We start from the raw sequence: 19,027 nt of genomic DNA, 5'->3' as shown, positions 1-19,027 counted from the left end.
AAGGTCGTTTGTGGCAGCGGCGCAAAGCCGTTGATACTGCCCGGCAGCACTATAAACCGGCGCGGGCTGCACGACGCCGAATAATAAGGAATGACAGGGAGAGCCTTGCATGAACCCATTCAAAACTACCTTGGCCGTGATCGGCGCCACCGCTGCATTGGGCCTGGCGAGCAGCGCGCAGGCGGGCGTGACCCTGGACGCCATCCAGAAGAAAGGCTTCATCCAGTGCGGTGTCAGCGACGGCCTGCCGGGTTTTGGCGTACCGGACAGCGCGGGCAAGATGACCGGCATCGATGTGGACGTGTGCCATGCGGTGGCGGCGGCGGTCTTCGGCGACGCATCGAAAGTGAAGTTCACCCAGTTGACCGCCAAGGAGCGCTTCACCGCACTGCAATCCGGTGAAATCGACCTGATCTCGCGCAACACCACCTGGACCAGCTCCCGCGATTCGGGCATGGGCCTGGTGTTCACCGGCGTGACCTACTACGACGGCATCGGCTTTCTGGTGAACAACAAACTGGGCGTTACCGGCGCCAGGCAGTTGGACGGCGCGACCGTGTGTATCCAGGCCGGCACCACCACCGAGCTGAACGTCTCGGATTACTTCCGCACCCACGGCATGAAGTACACGCCGATCACCTTCGACACCGCCGACGAAAGCGCCAAGGGCCTGGAGGCCGGGCGCTGCGACGTGCTGACCACCGACCAGTCGGGCTTGTACGCCCAGCGCATCAAGATGGCCCACCCGGACGAGTTCGTGGTGTTGCCGGAAGTGATCTCCAAGGAACCTTTGGGGCCGCTGGTGCGTAAAGGCGATGATGAGTGGTTCAGCATCGTCAAGTGGACCTTGTTCGCCATGCTCAATGCCGAGGAAATGGGCATCACCTCGCAGAACGTCGAGGAGCAGGCCAAGAGCAGCAAGAACCCGGATGTTGCCCGGTTGCTGGGAGCTGATGGCGAATACGGCAAGGACCTCAAGCTGCGCAAGGATTGGGTGGTGCAGATCGTCAAGCAGGTGGGTAATTACGGCGAGGTGTTCGAGCGCAACATCGGCCAAGGCAGCGTGCTGAAGATCAAGCGCGGGCTCAATGCGCTATGGAACAACGGCGGCATCCAGTACGCACCGCCGGTCCGATAGCACGGGGGCTGTTATTCAGATACTCCATCTTTTCCCGCCGCTTTGGCGCGGTACAACGCCTGGTCGGCACGCGCCATCAGCGCGGCGGGGGACTCATCCTGCTCGCGCTCGGCTACACCCAGGCTCAAGGTGACTCTGAAGTCGCCGCCTTGCGAGCTGTTTTTCAATTGCTGGCGGATGCTCTTTGCCAGTGCCTTCGCACTGTCCAGCGAGGTCTTGGGCAGGACCAGCACAAACTCGTCGCCGCCCCATCGGGCCAACAGATCACCAGGGCGAATACAGCGTTGCAGGCATTCCACTACCTGCACCAGCGTCTGATCGCCCACGCCATGACCGAAACGGTCATTGATCGGCTTGAAGTCATCGATATCCATCGCGATCAGCGTCAGCGGCAGGCGAAAGCGTTGGGCGCGGTCGCATTCTTCCAGCAGCACTTTCTCCAGGCGGTAGCGGTTGGCGACCAGGGTCAGGGCATCCCGTTCGGCCAGCGAGCGGTTTTCATCCAGCTGTAGCTGCAACTGCTGGTTGACCCGCGACAGCTCGCGTGTGCGCTCGGCCACCAGCGCCTCAAGGGATTGATTGCGTCTTTCCAACTGTTCGACGGAGCATTTTCGCAGATGAATGTTGCGATGGGCGCCTACCATCCTTGCGACCGAGCCGTCGGCGTTACGCGCAATCACGTAGCCACGGTCTTCGATCCACAAGTAGCTGCCGTCTTTTTTGCGACAGCGGTACTCGGCCTGGTAGTGAGGGGCACGCCGGTGGATGTAATCGTCAAACAACTTCATCACTTGGGCATAGTCGTCCGGGTGAATCACGCTTTCCCAGGTGAATACACTGTTCTCCAGCGCGTGGCGGGGATAACCCAGCATTTCGTACCAGCCTGGGTTGCGGTAGACGAACCCTGTATTGGCGTTCCAGTCCCAGATCCCGTCGCTGACCAACTCCAGCACGGTGTGCAGCATGTCGGCGTTGAAGTGAGAGAAGTCCTGTTCCAACGGGTTGTTGTCGGAGTTATCGACCATGTGCGCATTCCTTGCCTGAGCAGGCCTCAAGGCCTGCCGTTGTTGACGCCGATACTCCGTGGCTGGCGCTACTGTACAACGGGGCCTGGGTGCTTTGAATAGGGCAGATGTACGGCTAAAGGTTGATGGCTAATGGCTATTTACCAGGTGCCATCATCTCCGTCCGCCCCTTCCCATCCGCGTTGTGCTGGTAGATCGCCTCAGGCTGGCCTTGCTCGTTGAAAAACACCTGGCCGATCCCCGCCGAATTCCACAACCGCTCGCCGGCTTCGGCATGCTCGGGAATATGCGGCACCACCTGCATACTGCGACGGCGCGTGAACCCGTTGAGGGGCGAGCGGGGTGAGTAGAGCCAACGGTTGAGCCGGTCAAACCATTCCAGCAAGCGTGGGGGGAATTCATTCTTGATGCCGCTGCTGGTGATCTGCCAGATCCTGGGGCCGGCGTTGCGATGGCGGATCAGCACTTCGTAGACGAATGAATAGTGAACGTCACCTGAAAGGATCACGTAGTTACCCGGTGTACGCGAGTGGCGAAAGATATTGAGGATCACCTGGGCAGCGCCACGGTGGGCCATCCAGTTTTCCGCATCCACCAGCAACGGGTGGCCGCACCAGCTGAAAATCTTCTGGACCGTCTCGATCAACTTCACGCCAAAGATGGGGGCGGGGGAAACAATGATGGCCGAAGGATGGTCGAGCAGTTCCTGTTGCAGCTCACTTAACGCCTCCCAGTCCAGCAGGCCGGACGGTTGCTTGAGGGTGAACTCGCTGCGCCACCGGCGCGTGCGGGTGTCGAGCACCACCAGGGCCGGGGTAGTGGGTAGCACGTAGTGCCATTGCTGGAAGTTGAGCAGCGCTTGGATCAAATCATCCTGGGCGGCGGATTGCAGGTGGTTGGCCTGGGGCTGGCAGGTGAGCGCCTGGGTTTGGCTGACCAGTTCGTTGAACGCCTCCGGCTGGTTGCCCCAGCCCTGGCAGAGCAGGTAGGCCAGCAGAGCGTTACCGATGATGCGTTTGGAGAACGGGTGGCCGTAGGCGGTGGCTTCCCATTGGGCGCTGAGGTTCCAGTCGTCGGTGATGTCGTGATCGTCAAAGATCATCAAGGTGGACAGGTGCGCGAACACCCGGGCGACGGCTGGCAGGTCCTTGCGGAATCGGTCGAGCTGCACTTGTTCGCGGGTGTAGCGCTGCAGTTCTTCTGTACCCAGCTGAGGCGCTTCGGGCGCGATCAGTTCCCAGGACGTTGGCGACCATACCAGCAAGTACATCGCGATGACTTCAGCGAAGGTCACGAGGTGATTATCAGCAGTGCTGCTGGTGAAGATCGGTTTTTTCACACCGCCAAAGAAGCGTTCACGCAGGGTTTCGTTGCTGTCCAGTGCCGGCAGCAGGTCGGCGCGATGGTAGTAGCTGGCACGATGCCCGTAGAGGCTGGCGCTGTCATCGATCACGGCGCCCTCCAGGTATTCATCGAACAGGCCCAGGCGTGCGATCAATGCATGTATGGCGCGCAACATCGGCCCGGCCACATCGTCGGCGTACACCTGGTCACCGCTCATTATCAGCAGGGCCGGGCGCTCGGCGGCAGTGGTGGCATCGGCCAGCAGGCGGTCGACACACAGCAGGCCTTCATCGGCGCTGTGATGGGGTTTGCGGCATGAGCCGTGTACCAACTGGTGGATACGGCTGTGCAAAACGAAGCTTGGGTATTGGGCGTTGGCGTACAGCAGGTGTGGCGCCCAGTCGGCGATGCCGGTGTTGTCGAACAATAGGTCGTAACGGATCGTTATGTCCTGGGGCAGGGCATCGTCCAGCGGTACATCGATCAAGTGGATAAAAGCATGGCGCCCCACCGGAACGACCTGGCAATGATCCAGGTTGATCTCCAGGATTTGGGCGGGCAGATGCAACTGCAGGGTCAGTTGCAGGGCTCGACTGCCCACCAGCCACAACACCAGGCGCCGGGATTCGAGGCGGCGCAGCAGTGGGCCGGCCAATACGGCGGGCAGTGTATCGAGGTGCGGCATGCAGGTAATGGTTCCACGCTGGGTTTAACCGGCAAGGTTAGCCCAGTGAATGTCATGGTTTTGTTAAGCAGGAGTACGAAGGGCCGTGCACTGCCCTTCGAATCAATGCAGGTTAGGGCAACCTGCCCTGCCCCAGGGAGTCTATCCCACCTCCGCTTTTGCGACGGTCGCTGGCGGCCGTGCTCCCAGGATCGGCGGCGTTCAGTGGCGAGTGTGTGACGTCAATGCTGCGCTTCCTGCGCTGGGGCTCTGCATCATCCTGCTGCAGTGGGGGGTAAAAGCTGCCCAGTGTGTGATTGATTGCGCTTGGCATGGATGTTTCCTTATAGCGTTTAGAGGATGACTTCGCCTGTTGCAGCGAAGTGAGGCCAAACATAATGACGGCATAGCGAGCAGGCTATAAACCCACTGCTGCAAGAGATTACATGGTTGGCTACCGCGCTCTGAAGTCATCCGAAGCGCTGTTCGCACAACTGTCCAGCGCAGGAGATGTCGCGCCTGCCTGGCCCTCGCGCACAAAAGCCGCCCGATTTTCCGCCACTACATTACGCAACGCGCTGTAGTAATCCGGCAGTTTCTGCAGGCTGTCGGTGAGCGGTAACAATGATGCACGGGTATCGACCGTGCCGCCCACCAGGCTGATGGTGCCCAGGGTTTGCACGGTATCGCTGTCGCCCAGTGGCGAAACCAGGAAGCTCAAGACCTTGCCCGCCGCATCCCGGCTATTGCTGGTGCCCAGCAACGGCAGTTCGACAATCGGCCCATTGCCGATCCCCCACACGCCGAACGTCTGGCCGAAGTCGGCTGTATGGCGCGAGATGCCCAGGCGGTCCGACACATCGAACAGCCCCACCACGCCCACCGTCGTGTTCACGGCGAAACGCCCCAGGGTATTGACCGAGCGTCGCGGGTTGCCTTGCATGAGGTCGTTGATAAACACCGCCGGCTCGCCGAAGTTGCTCGCAAAGTTATGCACACCCTGCTGGAAAAAATCCGGCAGGTCACGGTAACCACGTGCTATCGGCGCCAGGGCGTAGTTATCCACAATACGGTTGAACGCAAACACGCCACGGTTGACTGGCTCGGCCGGGTCATACACCGGGTAATTCACCTGCGCACAGCGAGCAGGTGGCGCCACCTGGGTTGGGCTTGCGCAGCCCGTCAGGTAAGACACTGTCAGCAACAGCACGGCCTGGCGGGCCAGATGCCGGGGGTAGGTCAACGAGCGCATGGGCACAGCCTCCGCAAAAAAGGGAGGCCGATCCTGGCAGTGCAACCTTGCGCAAAGATGTCTGGTTTATTGCGGCGTTGACGCTTTATTGCACGATTGAAATATATGACGGACCGCGCCGAATGGTTTTAGATAGCGCCTCGAACCCACCCAGTGAAGACCGTCGGTGAGCAACTTGTTGATTGTGGACGATGACCTTGAAGTCCTCGCCCTGCTGAAGAAATTTTTCCTGCAACACGGCTATGGGATCGAGACGGCTGCCAGTGGCGCCGAGTTGTGGGCGGCCATGGAGCGCCAGCCGGCTGACCTGATCATCCTCGACCTGATGCTGCCCGGTGATAACGGCCTGCTGCTGTGCCAGCGCCTGCGCCAGCAATATGCGACGCCGGTGATCATGCTCACTGCCATGGGCGAACTCAGCGACCGTGTGGTAGGCCTGGAAATGGGCGCAGACGACTACTTGAGCAAACCATTCGATGCTCGCGAATTGCTGGCGCGGGTGCGCGCGGTCTTGCGTCGGGCGGGCGAAACGCGACTGCCTATGGGGGAGGTGGCACGCCCCCGGATCCACTTTGCCGGTTGGCAGTTGGACCTCACACGCCGCGAATTGCGTTCGCCAGACCAGGTGATGATCCCGTTGTCGTCTGGCGAGTTCGACCTGCTGCTGGTGTTCACCGAACACCCCCAGCGCGTGCTGACCCGTGAGCAGTTGTTGAACCTGGCGCGAGGCCACAGCCACGACGCTTTTGACCGCAGCATCGACGTGCAAGTGAGCCGCCTGCGTCGCAAGCTGGAATTCGATACCAAACGCCCGGCGATGATCCGCACGGTGCGCAATGGCGGCTACCAATTCACCGTCAGCGTGACCCGTTCATGAGTCGCCGCCCACGCGACACCGTGGCGCGCTGGATCGCCCTGACGGTGCTGGTCGCGATGTTCACCGCATTGGCGTTCAACGCCCTGTTCGTGCAACTGGCGGGGGTTTGGGCACGGCCGCCGCTCACCGAGACCGGGCTGCTGGAAAAGATCGCCGTGGTGGTGCGTGTGATCGAAGCGTCGGAGCCGGCGCAACGACCGCGTCTGGCCGAGGTCATGGCTGATGACGCGTTCAGCGTGAGGTGGTCGGCGCAGCGAACCGCCTTTGATCTACCCGTGCTGAATGACCCGGATTTCCAATCGGGAGAACAGGCCTTCGAGCACCTGCTGGACGGCCCGATCCGTCCCATGGAAGCCTATGAACCGTCTGACTGGCCCGACGGCAATGGCCACTACCTGCTGCTGATGCAACTGGCCGATCAGTCCTGGCTGATGTTTACCGCGCCTGCCCGCAGTTGGGGCCTGGACGAGGGCGCACGCAGTGTGATCGTGGTGTTAATGGTGCTGATCTCCACCGCACTGGTCACCCTGGTGGCCACTCGGCGACTGGCGCGGCCGCTGCAGGACTTTGCCCAGGGCGTGCGGCGCTTTGGTGCAGACTTTCGCGCACCGCCCATCGAGCCGGTGGGGCCCCATGAAATCCGCCAGGCGATCCTTGCGTTCAACAGCATGCAGGCGCAATTACGCCACTTCATCCAGGACCGCACGCAAATGCTCGCGGCCATCTCCCACGACCTGCGCGCACCGCTGACGCGCCTGCGCCTGCGCGGGGAATTCATCGAAGATGCCGACCAGCAGCAGCGGCTGTTTCGCGACGTCGATGAAATGCAGGCCATGATCAACACCGCCCTGGAATTCTTCCGCGATGACGCCCGGCTGGAGCAGGCTACGCAACTGGACCTGGCCGAGTTGCTGCAAACCCTGATCGACGACTACCGCGACCAGGCGATCGACATCACCTTTCGCGGCCCGCCACGCCTGGTGTACTTCGGCCGGCCCCTGGGCCTCAAGCGGGTGATCACCAACCTCGTGGACAACGCGATCCACTATGGCATCGCGCCGGAGATCGAGTTGCAGCACACACAGGACGAGGTAGTGATTCGCGTGCTGGATCGCGGGCCGGGCATTGCGGCCGAATATCGGGAGGAGGTGTTCCTGCCGTTCTATCGCCTGGAAGGCTCACGCAACAAAAGCACGGGCGGTGTCGGCTTGGGACTCTCGACCGCTCGGGCGATTGTGCTGGAACATGGCGGCACCGTGACCCTGGCTGAGCGCCAGGGCGGAGGGCTGGAAGCGGTGGTGGTGTTGCCCGTTTAAACATGGCTTGTGGCAAGCCCGCTCACCACAAAAGTCTCGACCTTCACAGTCGGGACGTTCAGTCAGGTATGCGAGTCGTCGATCACCTTCGGCACCGTAAACCGGAACTCACTCCCCCGACCCACTTCACTCTCGGCAACGATCTTGCCGCCATGGGCCTGGACGATGCCTTGGGTGATGTACAGCCCCAACCCGCTGCCGGTCGGGTTGTTTTCCGTCTGGGTCCAGTAGCGATCGAACACGTACGGCAGTTGTTCCGGCGCAATGCCTTCGCCGGAGTCGCGCACAGAGAACACGATCTCTTCGCCATTGCTCATGGCGCTGATGCCGATGTTGCCCTGGCGCGGAGTGAACTTGATCGCGTTGCCGATCAGGTTCGACAGCACCTGGAACAGACGCTCCGGGTCGGCATTGATCTGCAGGCCCGGCTCGGCGTTGAAAGACAGGTCGATGCCCTTATCCATCGCCAGTGGTGCCAGCAGGGAATAGGCTTCCTCGAAGATCTGGGTCACGTCGAGTGCCACCGGCTTGACCACATACCGCCCGGCCTCGATTTTCGAGGTGTCGAGCAAGTCTTCCAGCAGTACGTTCATGCGCCCGGCCGCCTGTTGCATGGTGTCGATGGCCGAGGAAATCCGTCGCGAGGTGTGTGGGCCATCGGAGCTGAAGGCCTTTTGCATCATGCCGCACAGCATCGAGATCACTGTCATCGGGTTACGCAGGTCGTGGGACACCACCGCCACCAGTTCATCACGCGCACGCACCGCTTGTTGCTCACGCAGCACCTGGCGCGCCAGGTCGTTTTCCAGGGCCGAGCGGCGCAGGTCGTTGGCGGCAAAGTGGTCGCCATGGCTCCACTTGGTGGAGATACCGGCCATCTCCACTTTCCAGATTTCAAACGAGGTACGTGGGCGAAGGCGCAGGCCAGCGTCGGAGTTTTCCAGGTCCAGCGGTTTTTTCGGGTCGCCACTCCAATTGATGTTCTCTTTCACTTCCGGACGGAACCACAGCACAGCGTTATCCACCGGCTTGGGCAGGCTCATGGCCAACACGCCACTGGCCACCTGCTGGAACTCGGCGGCCGGCGGGTACACCGACACCAGGTTATGGCTGGAAAACACCGGCTCGCTGCGCCCTTGCAGCCACTTGTGCAAGGCGCGGATCTGCGCCGGCTCCGGGCAGTTGCCGTAGCGGTGCAACTGCTTGTCTTCGATGATCGCCACGCCGCCGGACAGGGTCAGGTCCATCAGTACCTGCGGTTGCTGGGCCAGGCCGTCGAATACGTTATCTTCCGAGCGTTTCATCGCCTGGTCGAGCAATGCCAGGGCCTCGACTTTTTCCTCGCGCTGACGGCTCAGGTCCAGGGCCTCCATGGCGCTGATTTGCAACGACAGCACCTGGCCGATGGTCTGGCAGGTGGTGCGCAGCTCGTTCGGCACCAGCAGCGGCTCGCGGTTGCCGCAACTGATCAGCCCCCAGAGTTTGTCGCCCTTCATCAGCGAAATGCTCATGGACGACAACACGCCCATGTTCTGCATGTACTGGCAGTGAATCGGCGACACGCTGCGCAGGGTGGCAAAGCTCAGGTCCAGCGGCTGGCCGGTGTCCGGGCGCAGCTTGGGCAACAGTGGAACCGGCTCGTAGGCCGCGTTCGGGATGATGCGTAGCCAGTTGGTGCGATACAACTCGCGGGCTTGCTCCGGGATGTCGGACGCGGGGAAGAACAATCCGTTGAACAGCTCCATGGACGGCGCCGACGCTTCGGCGATCACCTGGCCGTGGCCTTCCTCTTCGAAGCGGTAGATCAGCACGCGGTCGTAGCCGGTCATGGCCTGGATTTCAGTCACGCTGATTTCGTACAGCGCTTGCAGGGTTTTCGCCGCCTGCAAACGTTGCAGCATCTTGCCTAGGTCACTGATGCGCCCGTTCAGTGCCCGTGGGCGGAAGTCTTTGAGACGTGGCTCGAATTCCAGCACCAGCACATTCTGATGGCGGTGCAGCAGGCCCTCGAACTCTGCGCCGTTAAAGGAAACGTGCAGCGGTGGCGCGTCAAAAAACGTGTTGTTTTCGGCCATGGCGGCAACCGCCTGGGCGTGCTCGGCGCCCATCAGCGTGTGCAGTGGCTGGCCCAGCAGCGCCTCGGGCGCATGGCCGAACAGGCTGCCAACGTTGGCACTGACCTGGATGATAGTCAGCTCGGGCTCGGACAATGTCAGCAGCACGCCATGGGGCTGGATCGCCCCCGGGAAGCGAATCGGCTCGTCGGCACAGTTGGCAAGCAGCTCTTCAAAATCTTCGGGTTTCATAGCAGTACCTCCTGGCTGTCGAGCCATTGCTCAAAGCAGCGGAATGTCGAACGGGCTGCCTCTACCGCGCGCTGTTTGGCGGGGGCATCCAGCGGCAGGCGGCCCAGGTAATCGAGAAAGTCTTTCCAGCGTCGACCGGTCTCGGCGCCGTATACATTGAGAAACGCCCCACCGTTGTTGGCATTGACGTCCAGGCGCTGGGCCATTTCCCGGCGCAGCACTTGGCCGCCGAGGGTCGCGCCTTCCAGCACGTACAGGGCTCCGAGGCAGGCGGCGGGGGTGTCGAGGGTCGGAAGTTCGGCGCAGCGGGGCAGGGCGCCGATCGCCTGTTCATTCAGGCCCAGTGCATCGAGATCGTGCAGTAGCGTCGGCGTTTTCGTACGCGCCCCCTGATCAAAGCCCTCAGGGATCAACTCACATTCGTACAGCGCCGCTTCCATCGGTCCATAAAAACCGTAGTACGCCTCAAGCAAGCGCTGATACCAATCGGCATCCAGATGCTCAGAGAAAAACGGCAGGCGCTTCTCCAGCGCCACATGCAGCAGGGCCGTGCCTGTGCGCAACGTTTCCAGCAAAGAGGGCGCACCAACGTCATGGGCCTGTGAATGCATTCAGTGAGCTCGAACTGTGGGCCTCTCGGCCATGAATGACGCGTTAAACGGGCGACAATTCTACACAACTCATGGCGGGCAGCTGTACGCGCAAGGCGAAAAGGCTGACCAGCGGATCAGAAAAGTCGCTCCTTGCTTTCATAATGACTCTGGACGGCGCCATGAAGTTCGATCTGGATGATATCGTGACGCTATCAGTGCATTGACAAGCCTTGTTGGGTCAGCGCCGTTTGTACGCACTCAATCAAATGCTCAGTGCTCCACGGTTTGGGCAAAAACCGCACCGAGCCGCCCAACTGCGCCGCCAACTTGGTATTCCCCGAGGTCAACACCACCGGCACCTTCGGCCAACGATGGGCCACCACCTTGCTCAGGTCATAGCCATTGAGCAGGCCCGGCATCTGGATATCGCTGACAATCAGGTCGACCGGATCATCGGCCCGCTCAAGATAAATCATCCCCTCATCCGCCGAAGGAAACGACGTCACCAGCGCGCCGAAATCCTCCAGTACATCCACCATTAACGCCCGAATGATTTCGTCGTCTTCCAGCACCAAAATCGATGGCTGAGCCATGATCCTTACTCCACCATCAGGGATTCAGTAAGGTGGAGTGGGATGGGTTGGAATAGGTTCGATTGGATGTGTACCGGGCGATGGATGGTCGTTTCAGAGCGCTTCCCGGGCTGTTACCAGAAGCGGCGGAGTGAAATTGATACAGGCATAATCGGCCTACCGTTGCCGGCTGTGGAGCCTTTGATGAAATATGCCTTTTTCACCCTCGCCCTGATCCTTAACGCAAGCCCCGCTCTGGCGGCCGGCGACGCCGAGGCAGGCGGCAAGCTCTTCACCAAGACCTGCGGCGGCTGCCACAGCATCGGCGAAGGCGCGCGCGGCGGTTTCGGCCCGCAGCTCAACGGCATCATCGGCCGGCCCGCCGCGACGACCACGGATTATCAGTATTCCGACGCGATGAAAAACTCCGGTGTGGTCTGGACCCGTGACAAGCTCGCGGCCTATATCGAGGCGCCGAAGAAGGTGGTGAGTGGTACGCGGATGATCTTCTGGGGTATCAGCGACCAGGAGAAAATTGAAAACATCCTGGCGTATCTGGAAACCTTCCAGCCCAAGTGATTGGTGTCGATCGAAGCCTGCGGGCTTCACCTTAAAAAACCAGAGGCACGCTGATGGACCGGCAACTGCTCAAGCTCGCCCGCAACAAACAACTGGCACACCCCGCGATGCTCGACGAGTTCGACATCAACGATTGGATTGTGAAATACCAGGCGCTTTATCCTGGGCACAGTATCGAAAGAGGCTTCCTGGAAGGCGCACGCTGGCTGAACACCCAATTTAAACGGGTGAAGAGCAGCCGTCTGCACTATTCGTTCAGTACAGATGAGCCGCTGACGTATGACGCGCTGATCAGCGCACATATCGGGTCGGCCAATCACTTCTTCTGCGCAATGGCTGCCGAGGCCCTGCAGGCCGTCGAGGCCAACCCGACAGCATCCCTTGAAGAGCACCTTTCATTCCGTTCTTCATTGACCAACGGTGAGTCCGGCCTGCCACCGGATCACCTCAACATGCTGCGGCTGGATTCGCTTTGCGGGCCGATCTGGGATCTGTATCAAAACCGCCATGACCTGCGTGTGCTGTTCCCCGACAATTGCCCGCATATGCTCAGCGCTATCAACTTTTTTGCCTATGAAAGCGACCTGGTTCAACTGACCCATAGTTTCAAAAAAATCTGGCAAGAGTTGTTGTACGGCGGCATGGAGTTTTTTGCCGACTCCAAAGGCGTACTGCTCTCCTCTGCGTCGGAGCATCTGGATCTGGTCAAAGTGATTTATGAATACCGCCGTGATCACCACAACGGTACCAACGGTCTGAGAATTTCCAATGACCTTCATCAGGGTCGCCAAACCTATATGCCCCGGCTCGGGTGGCAGCGCTATATCCAATGCGTCGGCACTGACGTGTTGTCGATCGGCAGCTGGTCTGAATTAAGCGACAGCGTCCAGACAGCCGCGCTTTATGCGTATCTGTCGCCGTATTACATGATCGACGAGTACCTGCATCCGTTGTTCGATGCCTCTCCCGACCCGGCTGTAAAAAGTACCGAGTGCCAAAATCTGCTGCATATCTGGCTGCACCTTGCGGTGATCGCGGCGCAACTCAAAGAGCGCTATGGGCAGATGCCTGCGCCTCGGCAGTGGGAAGACCTGCTCAAGCTGTGTCCGCGGTTTTCCCGCAACACTCTTGTCGAACGGCTTGCAGAGTCCACGGGGCTTGCAGTTGAACAGGTAAACGCGGCCATTGATCTGCTCCTTTACGAGGCCAAGAGCCTGCAGCACGACCTGTGGTCGCGACCGTTGGTGAAGGTGGATGAACACGTACTGATTCCGATCAGTGCGCCGTTGACGGCCAGCATCTCCAGGAATTTTGATATCTGGCTCAGCATCATCGACCCCAAAGGGAAGCAACGCGGACGACTGTTTGAGCGTTACCTGCTCGCGGTGTTGGAAGATTGTCGCAAAACCAACCCGATCATGGCGGGCTTGACATGGTTGGGGGCGGTGAAGTTCAGAGGACCGTCCAAGGTTGTCGAGGAGATCGACCTTGTGTTCTCGTTTGGCAGTCTGCTGGTGGTGTGTGAATTGCGCAGTCGTCGAGCACCGATAACACCGCTGGATTACCACAACGATTTTTCCGACAACAATGGCATCATCCATAAAGCCCGCCAGGCGCGGCGAAAAGCCCAGCATATTCAGCAAGGACTGGGGGCATTTTGCAGCCAGTATTTTCCTCACCTCAGCGACGCGTCCGAAGTCACCGTGCTGCCGCTGGTGATCGTCAGTGGTCCTTACCACGCCGGTTTTGCATATGACGACGTGCCTATTCTGGACGCTCACTTGCTCAGGCATTTTCTCAAGGATGGCGAAGTCCGGTTTGGAGGACGCGCGGACTCCGATACCGCTTACGACTACGGCTATGCCTTATATAGCGACGTGGAAAGTGCGCAGCGTGAGTTCGCAGGTTATGCCGCGAACCCGGCTCTGATCAGGGTCTACCGAACCATGGCCCAGCCCCGGCTGCACAGGTACCCCCTGCGGGGCGAACAGGCTCAGCCAGTGCGGAGTCTGTTCTACGAGCTTTCGGGTTTCAGCTTCGAGGAGCAATTGGCCGTGGCACAGTCGGTTTCAGGCGGCAAACTGCGCAAAATTGACAGGTGATAAGGTTTGGAACATTCCCTGTGAGCCCTAGTCTCTTCATCACCCTCATTCGATAAGGATATCCTCCGTGAAGCGAATCGCATTGCTCTCCCTCGCTCTGGCCCTGGGCGCCTGCCAATCCAACCAACGCGACTCATCATCCAGCCTGTTCAAGGACGGCATTCAGTTTCGCCAGAAAACCGTGGCTGTGGATGCGGAACACGCCAAAGTCATTATGAAGTCCAGTGGCGGCACCCCCGCCGTCGACTTCTCGATCAGTCGCGAAGGCGATCCTGACTCACGCATGGAAGCCCTCGGCACGGTGATGGACACCGGCGAAGGCAAGGTCTTCAACTGGATCGCCAAGCTCAACCAGACCGTGGCCAGTGCGGGCTTCAAGCGTTTCCCACAACTGGAAATCCAGGCCGACCCCGGCAAGAAACTCACTGTATCGGGTTACGCGAACGACACCCGTACTGGTTACTACTACACCTGCGGGCCGGAGATGAATACGTTTAGCCCGGAGAAGGCAAAAGTGTATCTGGTGGAATTCCAATTCAAGGGTTCGGGGTGTGAGCAGCATGTGTATGACGTGACGGACCCGGCAAATCGGGTACCGGTGGCTGAGGCGGGGAGTGGGGGTAAGTCGGGTTGAGGGTTAGCCGTGGTGTGGTAGACCCTGCGGGAATACCACACCGTTGAAAGTGTGGGTGCAGCAGTTGCAGAAGGGTTTCATCTGCTCGGGCGTCAGCTGTGGGTTGACCTTTTGCAGCAGGCCGCCTTCGTCGACCCACAAGCCGCTGTAGTAGCTGTTTTCATCCGTTCTCACGTAATCCTGCTTGTCGCTTTCATGTTGCGCGACCATCCAGAACATCGGCTCCGGACGATCCAGGCGGGCGTTGGCTTCGCTGAACACCTGATCCCATGGGTGACCGACTTTGGAAAGTAGAAAGCGGAATAGCGGGGTGTAATCAAAGCCATGCCGTTGATGGCTATGCATCGAACCGCGGTTTGATTGTTTGTCTTTTTCGCTTTTGGTGTGCCGCTCATACCGGTAGGCGCGACAACTGCCGTGGCGCACGCCATGGGTTCGGGTGTTGACTGAGCGGTAGAGAAGGGGCTTTTGCGATGTGGGTTTCATTGCATCACGACGCCTTTTTGGATTGTTTTGGAGGCGGTGGCCAGGCGCCTTGGTAGCGGAAGGAGATTTGGTAGTCGAAAAGGCCAGGCTCTATAACGTGTCGGAAATGTGGCTGGAGAATCGCTACCCAGCTTGGGAGAACATCGAATCCTCCGGCATAAATTTGAGGCTCGTCATTAAGGTCCAATGCTTTGAGAATGCCATCATCCTCGTTGAGGTTTGCTGAGTATTCATCCGCCTCTAAGTTTTCGGTTTGTTTGTCAAACCATTCCAGTCTTATCTTCATCACCATGATTGACTCTCCGTTTATTTTGTAATTCGCCGTTCATCTTTCGCCGGGCCCCGCCGCTCACCGGTATAAGGGTCAAATGAACCTAGGTGTTTCACATCGCTGTATCGGTAGACTTCCAGCTCACCTTGTTCCGAATCCCACTCAAAAAGTCTCTTTCCTTTCGCGTCCTTCCAACGTTCCCGAAGACCGCCGCCGTTACGTTTTCGCGTCTTTCTCTTCTGTTCTATCAAACCAGGGAAACCAGTAATTTCCTCGGTCTTGGGGGCCGGGTGGTAGCCATAATCTGGGTTTTTCAAGCCCTTCCGAGGCTCATTCACTACCACATACAGCGGCCGTACCCCCGACTCCACCGGGAACACCAGAATAAAATCCCGATACTCCGGCGGATAAACCGGGTTCACCAGAATCTGCGCCGCTTTCTCCGTCGGCGGATAAATCCAGATCATCGGCGCTTGCGGCGCAGCCTCCAATGGCGGAATCCCCAGCGTGTCGCTGGGATCAACGGCGGGTGTCCAGATCAACTCCACACCCTCACCCAAATCCGCTACAAACTGATCGCTACGGTTTTGGAACTGCACCACATCAATCATCTGCCAATCGGCATGGTTGCCCGTGTAGAACCCATACCCCTTGAGCGTGCCGTCCTCGCGTTGCTCGATATGCAACCGCATCTGCGACCGCGCCCGTTGCATCGAACGCAACTGCTCCTCGCTGTAGAGCGCGCTATCACCCAGCTCTGACGGCCAGGCCAGCGCCACCAAGCCCGTCAGCAGGCCCCCGGCGACCGATCCAACTGCAGTTGCCGCCGACTCCCAAACGGCCGACCGCAACGCCAACTGGCCCAAACCTGCAGGCAATGTGCTGCCGCCGATCTTGCGCAAGGCAACCGCGCCCCTGCTGTCCACCTCACGCCCACCCAGCAGGCTTAAGTGGCCGTACTCCCTGATCAGTTCCAACGGCACATACCCTGCCGGATTGAAGTAATGAGTGATGCCGTCAGGCAATTGGCAAGGCTTCATGAAGACGCAGCCGGGAGGTTTGGCTCGCGTAGGGGCTGGGGCAGGGGATGGCTCGAAAAAATCAACCGATGGCGAATACGGCGCACGCGATGGCTGTGGCGTCAGGATGCGTCGTTTGCGTAACTCTTCTTCGGTGGGTGGGTAAAAGCGTTCTGGCATGACGGGCTCACGTCCTTGTGCGAGGAGGTGAGCCTACGAGCGCGCGAGCAGAAGCTTATGTCGGCTTAATTCGATTGTACGTGTGGGAAAAGTGGACTGAGATCTGGTTGGAAAGGCACGTTTCCATTATCTCGTTTTCTGTTTTTTTCGTTTAGCATTGGACTCAATCAGGTTGCGTAATACCGGAGTTGTATCTCTCAAACGATCCGTCCGTGAGAAAAGGAGGTAAAAGTTGCCGCGCAACGCCAGCCGAAATGGGAACCTTGGTTGCGGAGCCAATTGAAAACTGACATTTATATCTTTGATAAAGAAGATAAAACTGCGCCCGCATATAGACATCCTTCGCATCGCGCCTGCGGTTTGATAGCCTCGGAAACTGGCCGTATGAAACGCCGGGGGTAAAGGTAATAAAGAGCGAACAGGAAACTATTTATGATTTATGACAACGTTGATCCAGCGCTGCTTGCCTTTTTGCATAATCCTATGGCGGTAATGACCACGGAGCCTCCAGTAGGGGAACGTCTCAAGTGGCACACTCGAGTGCTTTACCGTATCCCGTTACTGCGTAGCCTGATTCGCTCCGAGCAGATCCAATCGTTACTCTGGGAAAAGCTTAGCGTTAACTTGCGGCATGCCCGCGACACCCTGCCTGATTATTTATTTGAAGACTACACACCCCTTAATCAGGAAACCATGCATCGTTTTACTGATCAGTTAGGTCTGTATTTCAAGGTTGGAGTTTTATTGTCGGGAGAGGACATTAAGTCAGCGTCTCGACGCGAAATGATCGCTGGGTTTAATGCGTCTTATACGTGGGCAGCGCTCGAATATACTTGTAATAGGGTTGCCGAAAGCTTGAAGCTGCGTGCAGTTCATAATTTGGCCATCCTCATGAATGCTAATTTATGGACGAGTTACTACCTAAGTGAAGTTTATTTTCTGATGGCGCAAGGTCTGCTGACGGCTAGGCTGGCGGGAGACACTCTTCATATTACGCCTACTGTGAAGCTACAACGACGGGTTAAGGGTTTTTGGCTAGCGGAAATTACCGAGGCTAATTCAAAGATCAGTGACTTGATTTCTCGGCATGACGCTATACCTTTACTTCAAAGATATGGGCGGTTGCCAGAGGCGCTCCGAAAACTTTTGGTTGATCAGACCTTGGATAAATGTTTTTCCATACATGCCGACTATTTGTCAGAAGATATGGTCCGGCATCCGAAATATCAGTACCTGCGAGAAATCGTCGATTTTGCAGTTCACCTTGAGCTGCGTGTGATTTCAGGTCAAGTCACGACCGACGAAGCCTACTTGAGAAGTATTGTCAGCTCCGCAACAGTGGATATGATCAACAGTGCGCTGATTGGACGTTCACCCACGTTGGACTCAGCTAGCAGCTTTATTGAATACAAAGGCGGCGTATATATCAGGGGGGCGCTGAACTTTAAGTATGGGTTGAGAAAGTTTGTCAGGTTTTTATTGGGTGAGGCAAAAGGAAGTGAGAAAGGCCAAAATTTTGGTCATTTGCTAGGGGTGGGGTTCGAAAAAAATTATATCCTCAACTACATTCGGGATCTTAATGATCCGCGCTTCAAGGTCTATGATGAGTTTAAGCCGAGCAATAATTCGAAGGTTAAGGGGTATGATATAGATTTTATTCTTCAGGATGTAGAGGATGATATTTATTACTTTGTTCAGGTTAAGTATCAGTTGTCGGACATGCCGACCTACCTCGCGGAACAATGTCAGTTGTTTCTTAATGATAATTTCCGCGCCGGTTTTGTTCGCCAGTTAGCAGTGCTTAGAGATAGTCTGAGTGATGAGAGTATCCGCAAAAAGTTAAGTCGGCATGGTGTGGGCGGGGCTTATGAGCATAATAGTTATTTCGTGTTGTTGCACAATATCCCATTTTTGAATTTTTATGAGTTGGACGGGTTTTTCTTTTATGAGTGGAATTTGCTCCGTAATTTACTGCGAGACGGGCGCGTGCAGGTTCGCAAAAAACGAGACCTTACGGAGGAGCGAGTTCTGAATAAACCACGGTTGCACCGACCACAGGAGATGGTCGATGCTTACTTCAATCATACCCAGAGCGGCAGGCAGATGGCTGAGCACTATGATGTCTATTGTCGAGCTAACGCGCACTTTCTTTTTGATGACTTGAAGGTCATCTGCAAGCTGCTGTGAAATCACGCTCGCCGGTCACAGTGAGAAAACTGCATCGATCGTTTAAGCGGTGCAGGCTTTCACACTGTAGACTTTTCAAGGCCAGGAGTCAGAGCAGATGTTTGGAAATCAACCGCGAGATTTCCACAATTGAAGTCTTGCCGGTAAATTCGAATTTCACTTTGCCCAGCGACGAAAAATAAATCTCCAACTCCGAATCCAGATCAAACGTCCCGGATGTCTCCACCGAATACGCCACGATGTTTTTATATGGCAGCGACGTGAAGTCTTTCTTGCTGCCGGTTATCCCCTGCACGTTCACCGCGATGATGCGCTTGGTGGTGAACACCACGCCGTCGCGCATGGCCTTGTAGGCGTCGACCACTTCTTCGCCGTCCAGCAGCAGGGCGGCGACGCGTTCGGCGTATTCGTTGTTTTGCTTGAGCTTGAAGAAGCCTTTGTTGTTGAAGTCGATCATGTCCTGTCTCTTGGGTGTATGCCGT

The 19,027-nt window shown here is 57.9% G+C and carries 17 protein-coding genes; 7 read left to right on the top strand and 10 right to left on the bottom strand.

Annotated elements, in window-relative coordinates; translation table 11 throughout:
• The first annotated feature begins 109 nt into the window (after window positions 1–109).
• Window positions 110–1,138 carry an amino acid ABC transporter substrate-binding protein gene (locus tag K5K89_RS24325; protein ID WP_222540399.1) on the top strand — a complete coding sequence of 343 codons (1,029 nt, stop codon included), beginning with the start codon at window positions 110–112 and terminating at the stop codon, window positions 1,136–1,138.
• Window positions 1,139–1,149: 11 nt separating this feature from the next.
• Here K5K89_RS24325 and K5K89_RS24320 read toward each other — a convergent pair whose 3' ends face one another.
• From K5K89_RS24320 to K5K89_RS24310, 3 genes are all read right to left on the bottom strand, one after another.
• Window positions 1,150–2,163 carry a diguanylate cyclase domain-containing protein gene (locus tag K5K89_RS24320; protein ID WP_222540398.1) on the bottom strand — a complete coding sequence of 338 codons (1,014 nt, stop codon included), beginning with the start codon at window positions 2,161–2,163 and terminating at the stop codon, window positions 1,150–1,152.
• Between the two features lie 136 nt (window positions 2,164–2,299).
• Complete coding sequence (locus tag K5K89_RS24315) at window positions 2,300–4,192, bottom strand: alkaline phosphatase D family protein (protein WP_222540397.1); 1,893 nt, start codon at window positions 4,190–4,192, stop codon at window positions 2,300–2,302.
• A 433-nt stretch (window positions 4,193–4,625) separates the two neighbouring features.
• On the bottom strand, window positions 4,626–5,423 hold the full coding sequence (locus tag K5K89_RS24310) for a VacJ family lipoprotein (protein WP_093128321.1): 798 nt from the start codon (window positions 5,421–5,423) through the stop codon (window positions 4,626–4,628).
• Between the two features lie 166 nt (window positions 5,424–5,589).
• On the opposite strand from K5K89_RS24310, the gene K5K89_RS24305 reads away from it, so the two are divergent.
• Window positions 5,590–6,300 carry a response regulator gene (locus K5K89_RS24305; protein ID WP_093128324.1) on the top strand — a complete coding sequence of 237 codons (711 nt, stop codon included), beginning with the start codon at window positions 5,590–5,592 and terminating at the stop codon, window positions 6,298–6,300.
• Window positions 6,297–7,616, top strand: a complete 1,320-nt coding sequence (locus tag K5K89_RS24300; protein ID WP_093128326.1) for an ATP-binding protein — start codon at window positions 6,297–6,299, stop codon at window positions 7,614–7,616. Before K5K89_RS24305 ends, K5K89_RS24300 begins: the two co-directional genes overlap by 4 nt.
• Window positions 7,617–7,678: 62 nt before the next feature.
• Here K5K89_RS24300 and K5K89_RS24295 read toward each other — a convergent pair whose 3' ends face one another.
• The 3 genes from K5K89_RS24295 to K5K89_RS24285 all read right to left on the bottom strand — a co-directional run bounded on the left by K5K89_RS24295 (window position 7,679) and on the right by K5K89_RS24285 (window position 11,108).
• Window positions 7,679–9,922, bottom strand: a complete 2,244-nt coding sequence (locus tag K5K89_RS24295) for an ATP-binding protein (protein ID WP_222540396.1) — start codon at window positions 9,920–9,922, stop codon at window positions 7,679–7,681.
• On the bottom strand, window positions 9,919–10,533 hold the full coding sequence (locus K5K89_RS24290) for a biliverdin-producing heme oxygenase (protein ID WP_222540395.1): 615 nt from the start codon (window positions 10,531–10,533) through the stop codon (window positions 9,919–9,921). Before K5K89_RS24290 ends, K5K89_RS24295 begins: the two co-directional genes overlap by 4 nt.
• Before the next feature lie 194 nt (window positions 10,534–10,727).
• Window positions 10,728–11,108 carry a response regulator gene (locus K5K89_RS24285; RefSeq protein ID WP_071489216.1) on the bottom strand — a complete coding sequence of 127 codons (381 nt, stop codon included), beginning with the start codon at window positions 11,106–11,108 and terminating at the stop codon, window positions 10,728–10,730.
• Between the two features lie 183 nt (window positions 11,109–11,291).
• Here K5K89_RS24285 and K5K89_RS24280 point away from each other — a divergent pair, with 183 nt between their 5' ends.
• The 3 genes from K5K89_RS24280 to K5K89_RS24270 all read left to right on the top strand — a co-directional run bounded on the left by K5K89_RS24280 (window position 11,292) and on the right by K5K89_RS24270 (window position 14,402).
• Window positions 11,292–11,666 carry a c-type cytochrome gene (locus K5K89_RS24280; protein WP_071489217.1) on the top strand — a complete coding sequence of 125 codons (375 nt, stop codon included), beginning with the start codon at window positions 11,292–11,294 and terminating at the stop codon, window positions 11,664–11,666.
• A 53-nt stretch (window positions 11,667–11,719) separates the two neighbouring features.
• On the top strand, window positions 11,720–13,768 hold the full coding sequence (locus K5K89_RS24275; protein ID WP_222540394.1) for a hypothetical protein: 2,049 nt from the start codon (window positions 11,720–11,722) through the stop codon (window positions 13,766–13,768).
• 67 nt (window positions 13,769–13,835) lie between these two features.
• A complete protein-coding gene (locus K5K89_RS24270; protein ID WP_092249296.1) occupies window positions 13,836–14,402 on the top strand; it encodes a hypothetical protein in 567 nt (188 codons plus the stop codon).
• A 3-nt stretch (window positions 14,403–14,405) separates the two neighbouring features.
• Here K5K89_RS24270 and K5K89_RS24265 read toward each other — a convergent pair whose 3' ends face one another.
• The 3 genes from K5K89_RS24265 to K5K89_RS24255 all read right to left on the bottom strand — a co-directional run bounded on the left by K5K89_RS24265 (window position 14,406) and on the right by K5K89_RS24255 (window position 16,358).
• Entirely contained in the window at window positions 14,406–14,747 is a 342-nt protein-coding gene (locus tag K5K89_RS24265) for a hypothetical protein (protein WP_306459258.1), read from the bottom strand.
• A gap of 145 nt (window positions 14,748–14,892) precedes the next feature.
• Window positions 14,893–15,180 (bottom strand): colicin E3-like toxin immunity protein, encoded by a 288-nt coding sequence (locus K5K89_RS24260; RefSeq protein ID WP_222540393.1) that lies wholly within the window; start codon window positions 15,178–15,180, stop codon window positions 14,893–14,895.
• 14 nt (window positions 15,181–15,194) lie between these two features.
• Window positions 15,195–16,358, bottom strand: coding sequence for an S-type pyocin domain-containing protein (locus tag K5K89_RS24255; protein ID WP_222540392.1), 1,164 nt, complete (start codon window positions 16,356–16,358; stop codon window positions 15,195–15,197).
• A 432-nt stretch (window positions 16,359–16,790) separates the two neighbouring features.
• Between K5K89_RS24255 and K5K89_RS24250 the strand changes: the two genes are divergently transcribed.
• A complete protein-coding gene (locus tag K5K89_RS24250; RefSeq protein WP_222540391.1) occupies window positions 16,791–18,545 on the top strand; it encodes a hypothetical protein in 1,755 nt (584 codons plus the stop codon).
• A gap of 88 nt (window positions 18,546–18,633) precedes the next feature.
• Here the strand turns inward: K5K89_RS24250 and K5K89_RS24245 are convergent, their stop codons facing one another.
• On the bottom strand, window positions 18,634–19,002 hold the full coding sequence (locus tag K5K89_RS24245) for a PH domain-containing protein (protein ID WP_071489223.1): 369 nt from the start codon (window positions 19,000–19,002) through the stop codon (window positions 18,634–18,636).
• Window positions 19,003–19,027 lie beyond the last annotated feature (25 nt).

The organism is Pseudomonas sp. DR208 (genome assembly GCF_019823005.1).
GTDB classification, from domain to species: Bacteria; Pseudomonadota; Gammaproteobacteria; order Pseudomonadales; family Pseudomonadaceae; genus Aquipseudomonas; species Aquipseudomonas extremorientalis.
Note: the sequence above shows the minus strand (reverse complement) of the source record. Positions and strands in the feature narration are given on the sequence as shown.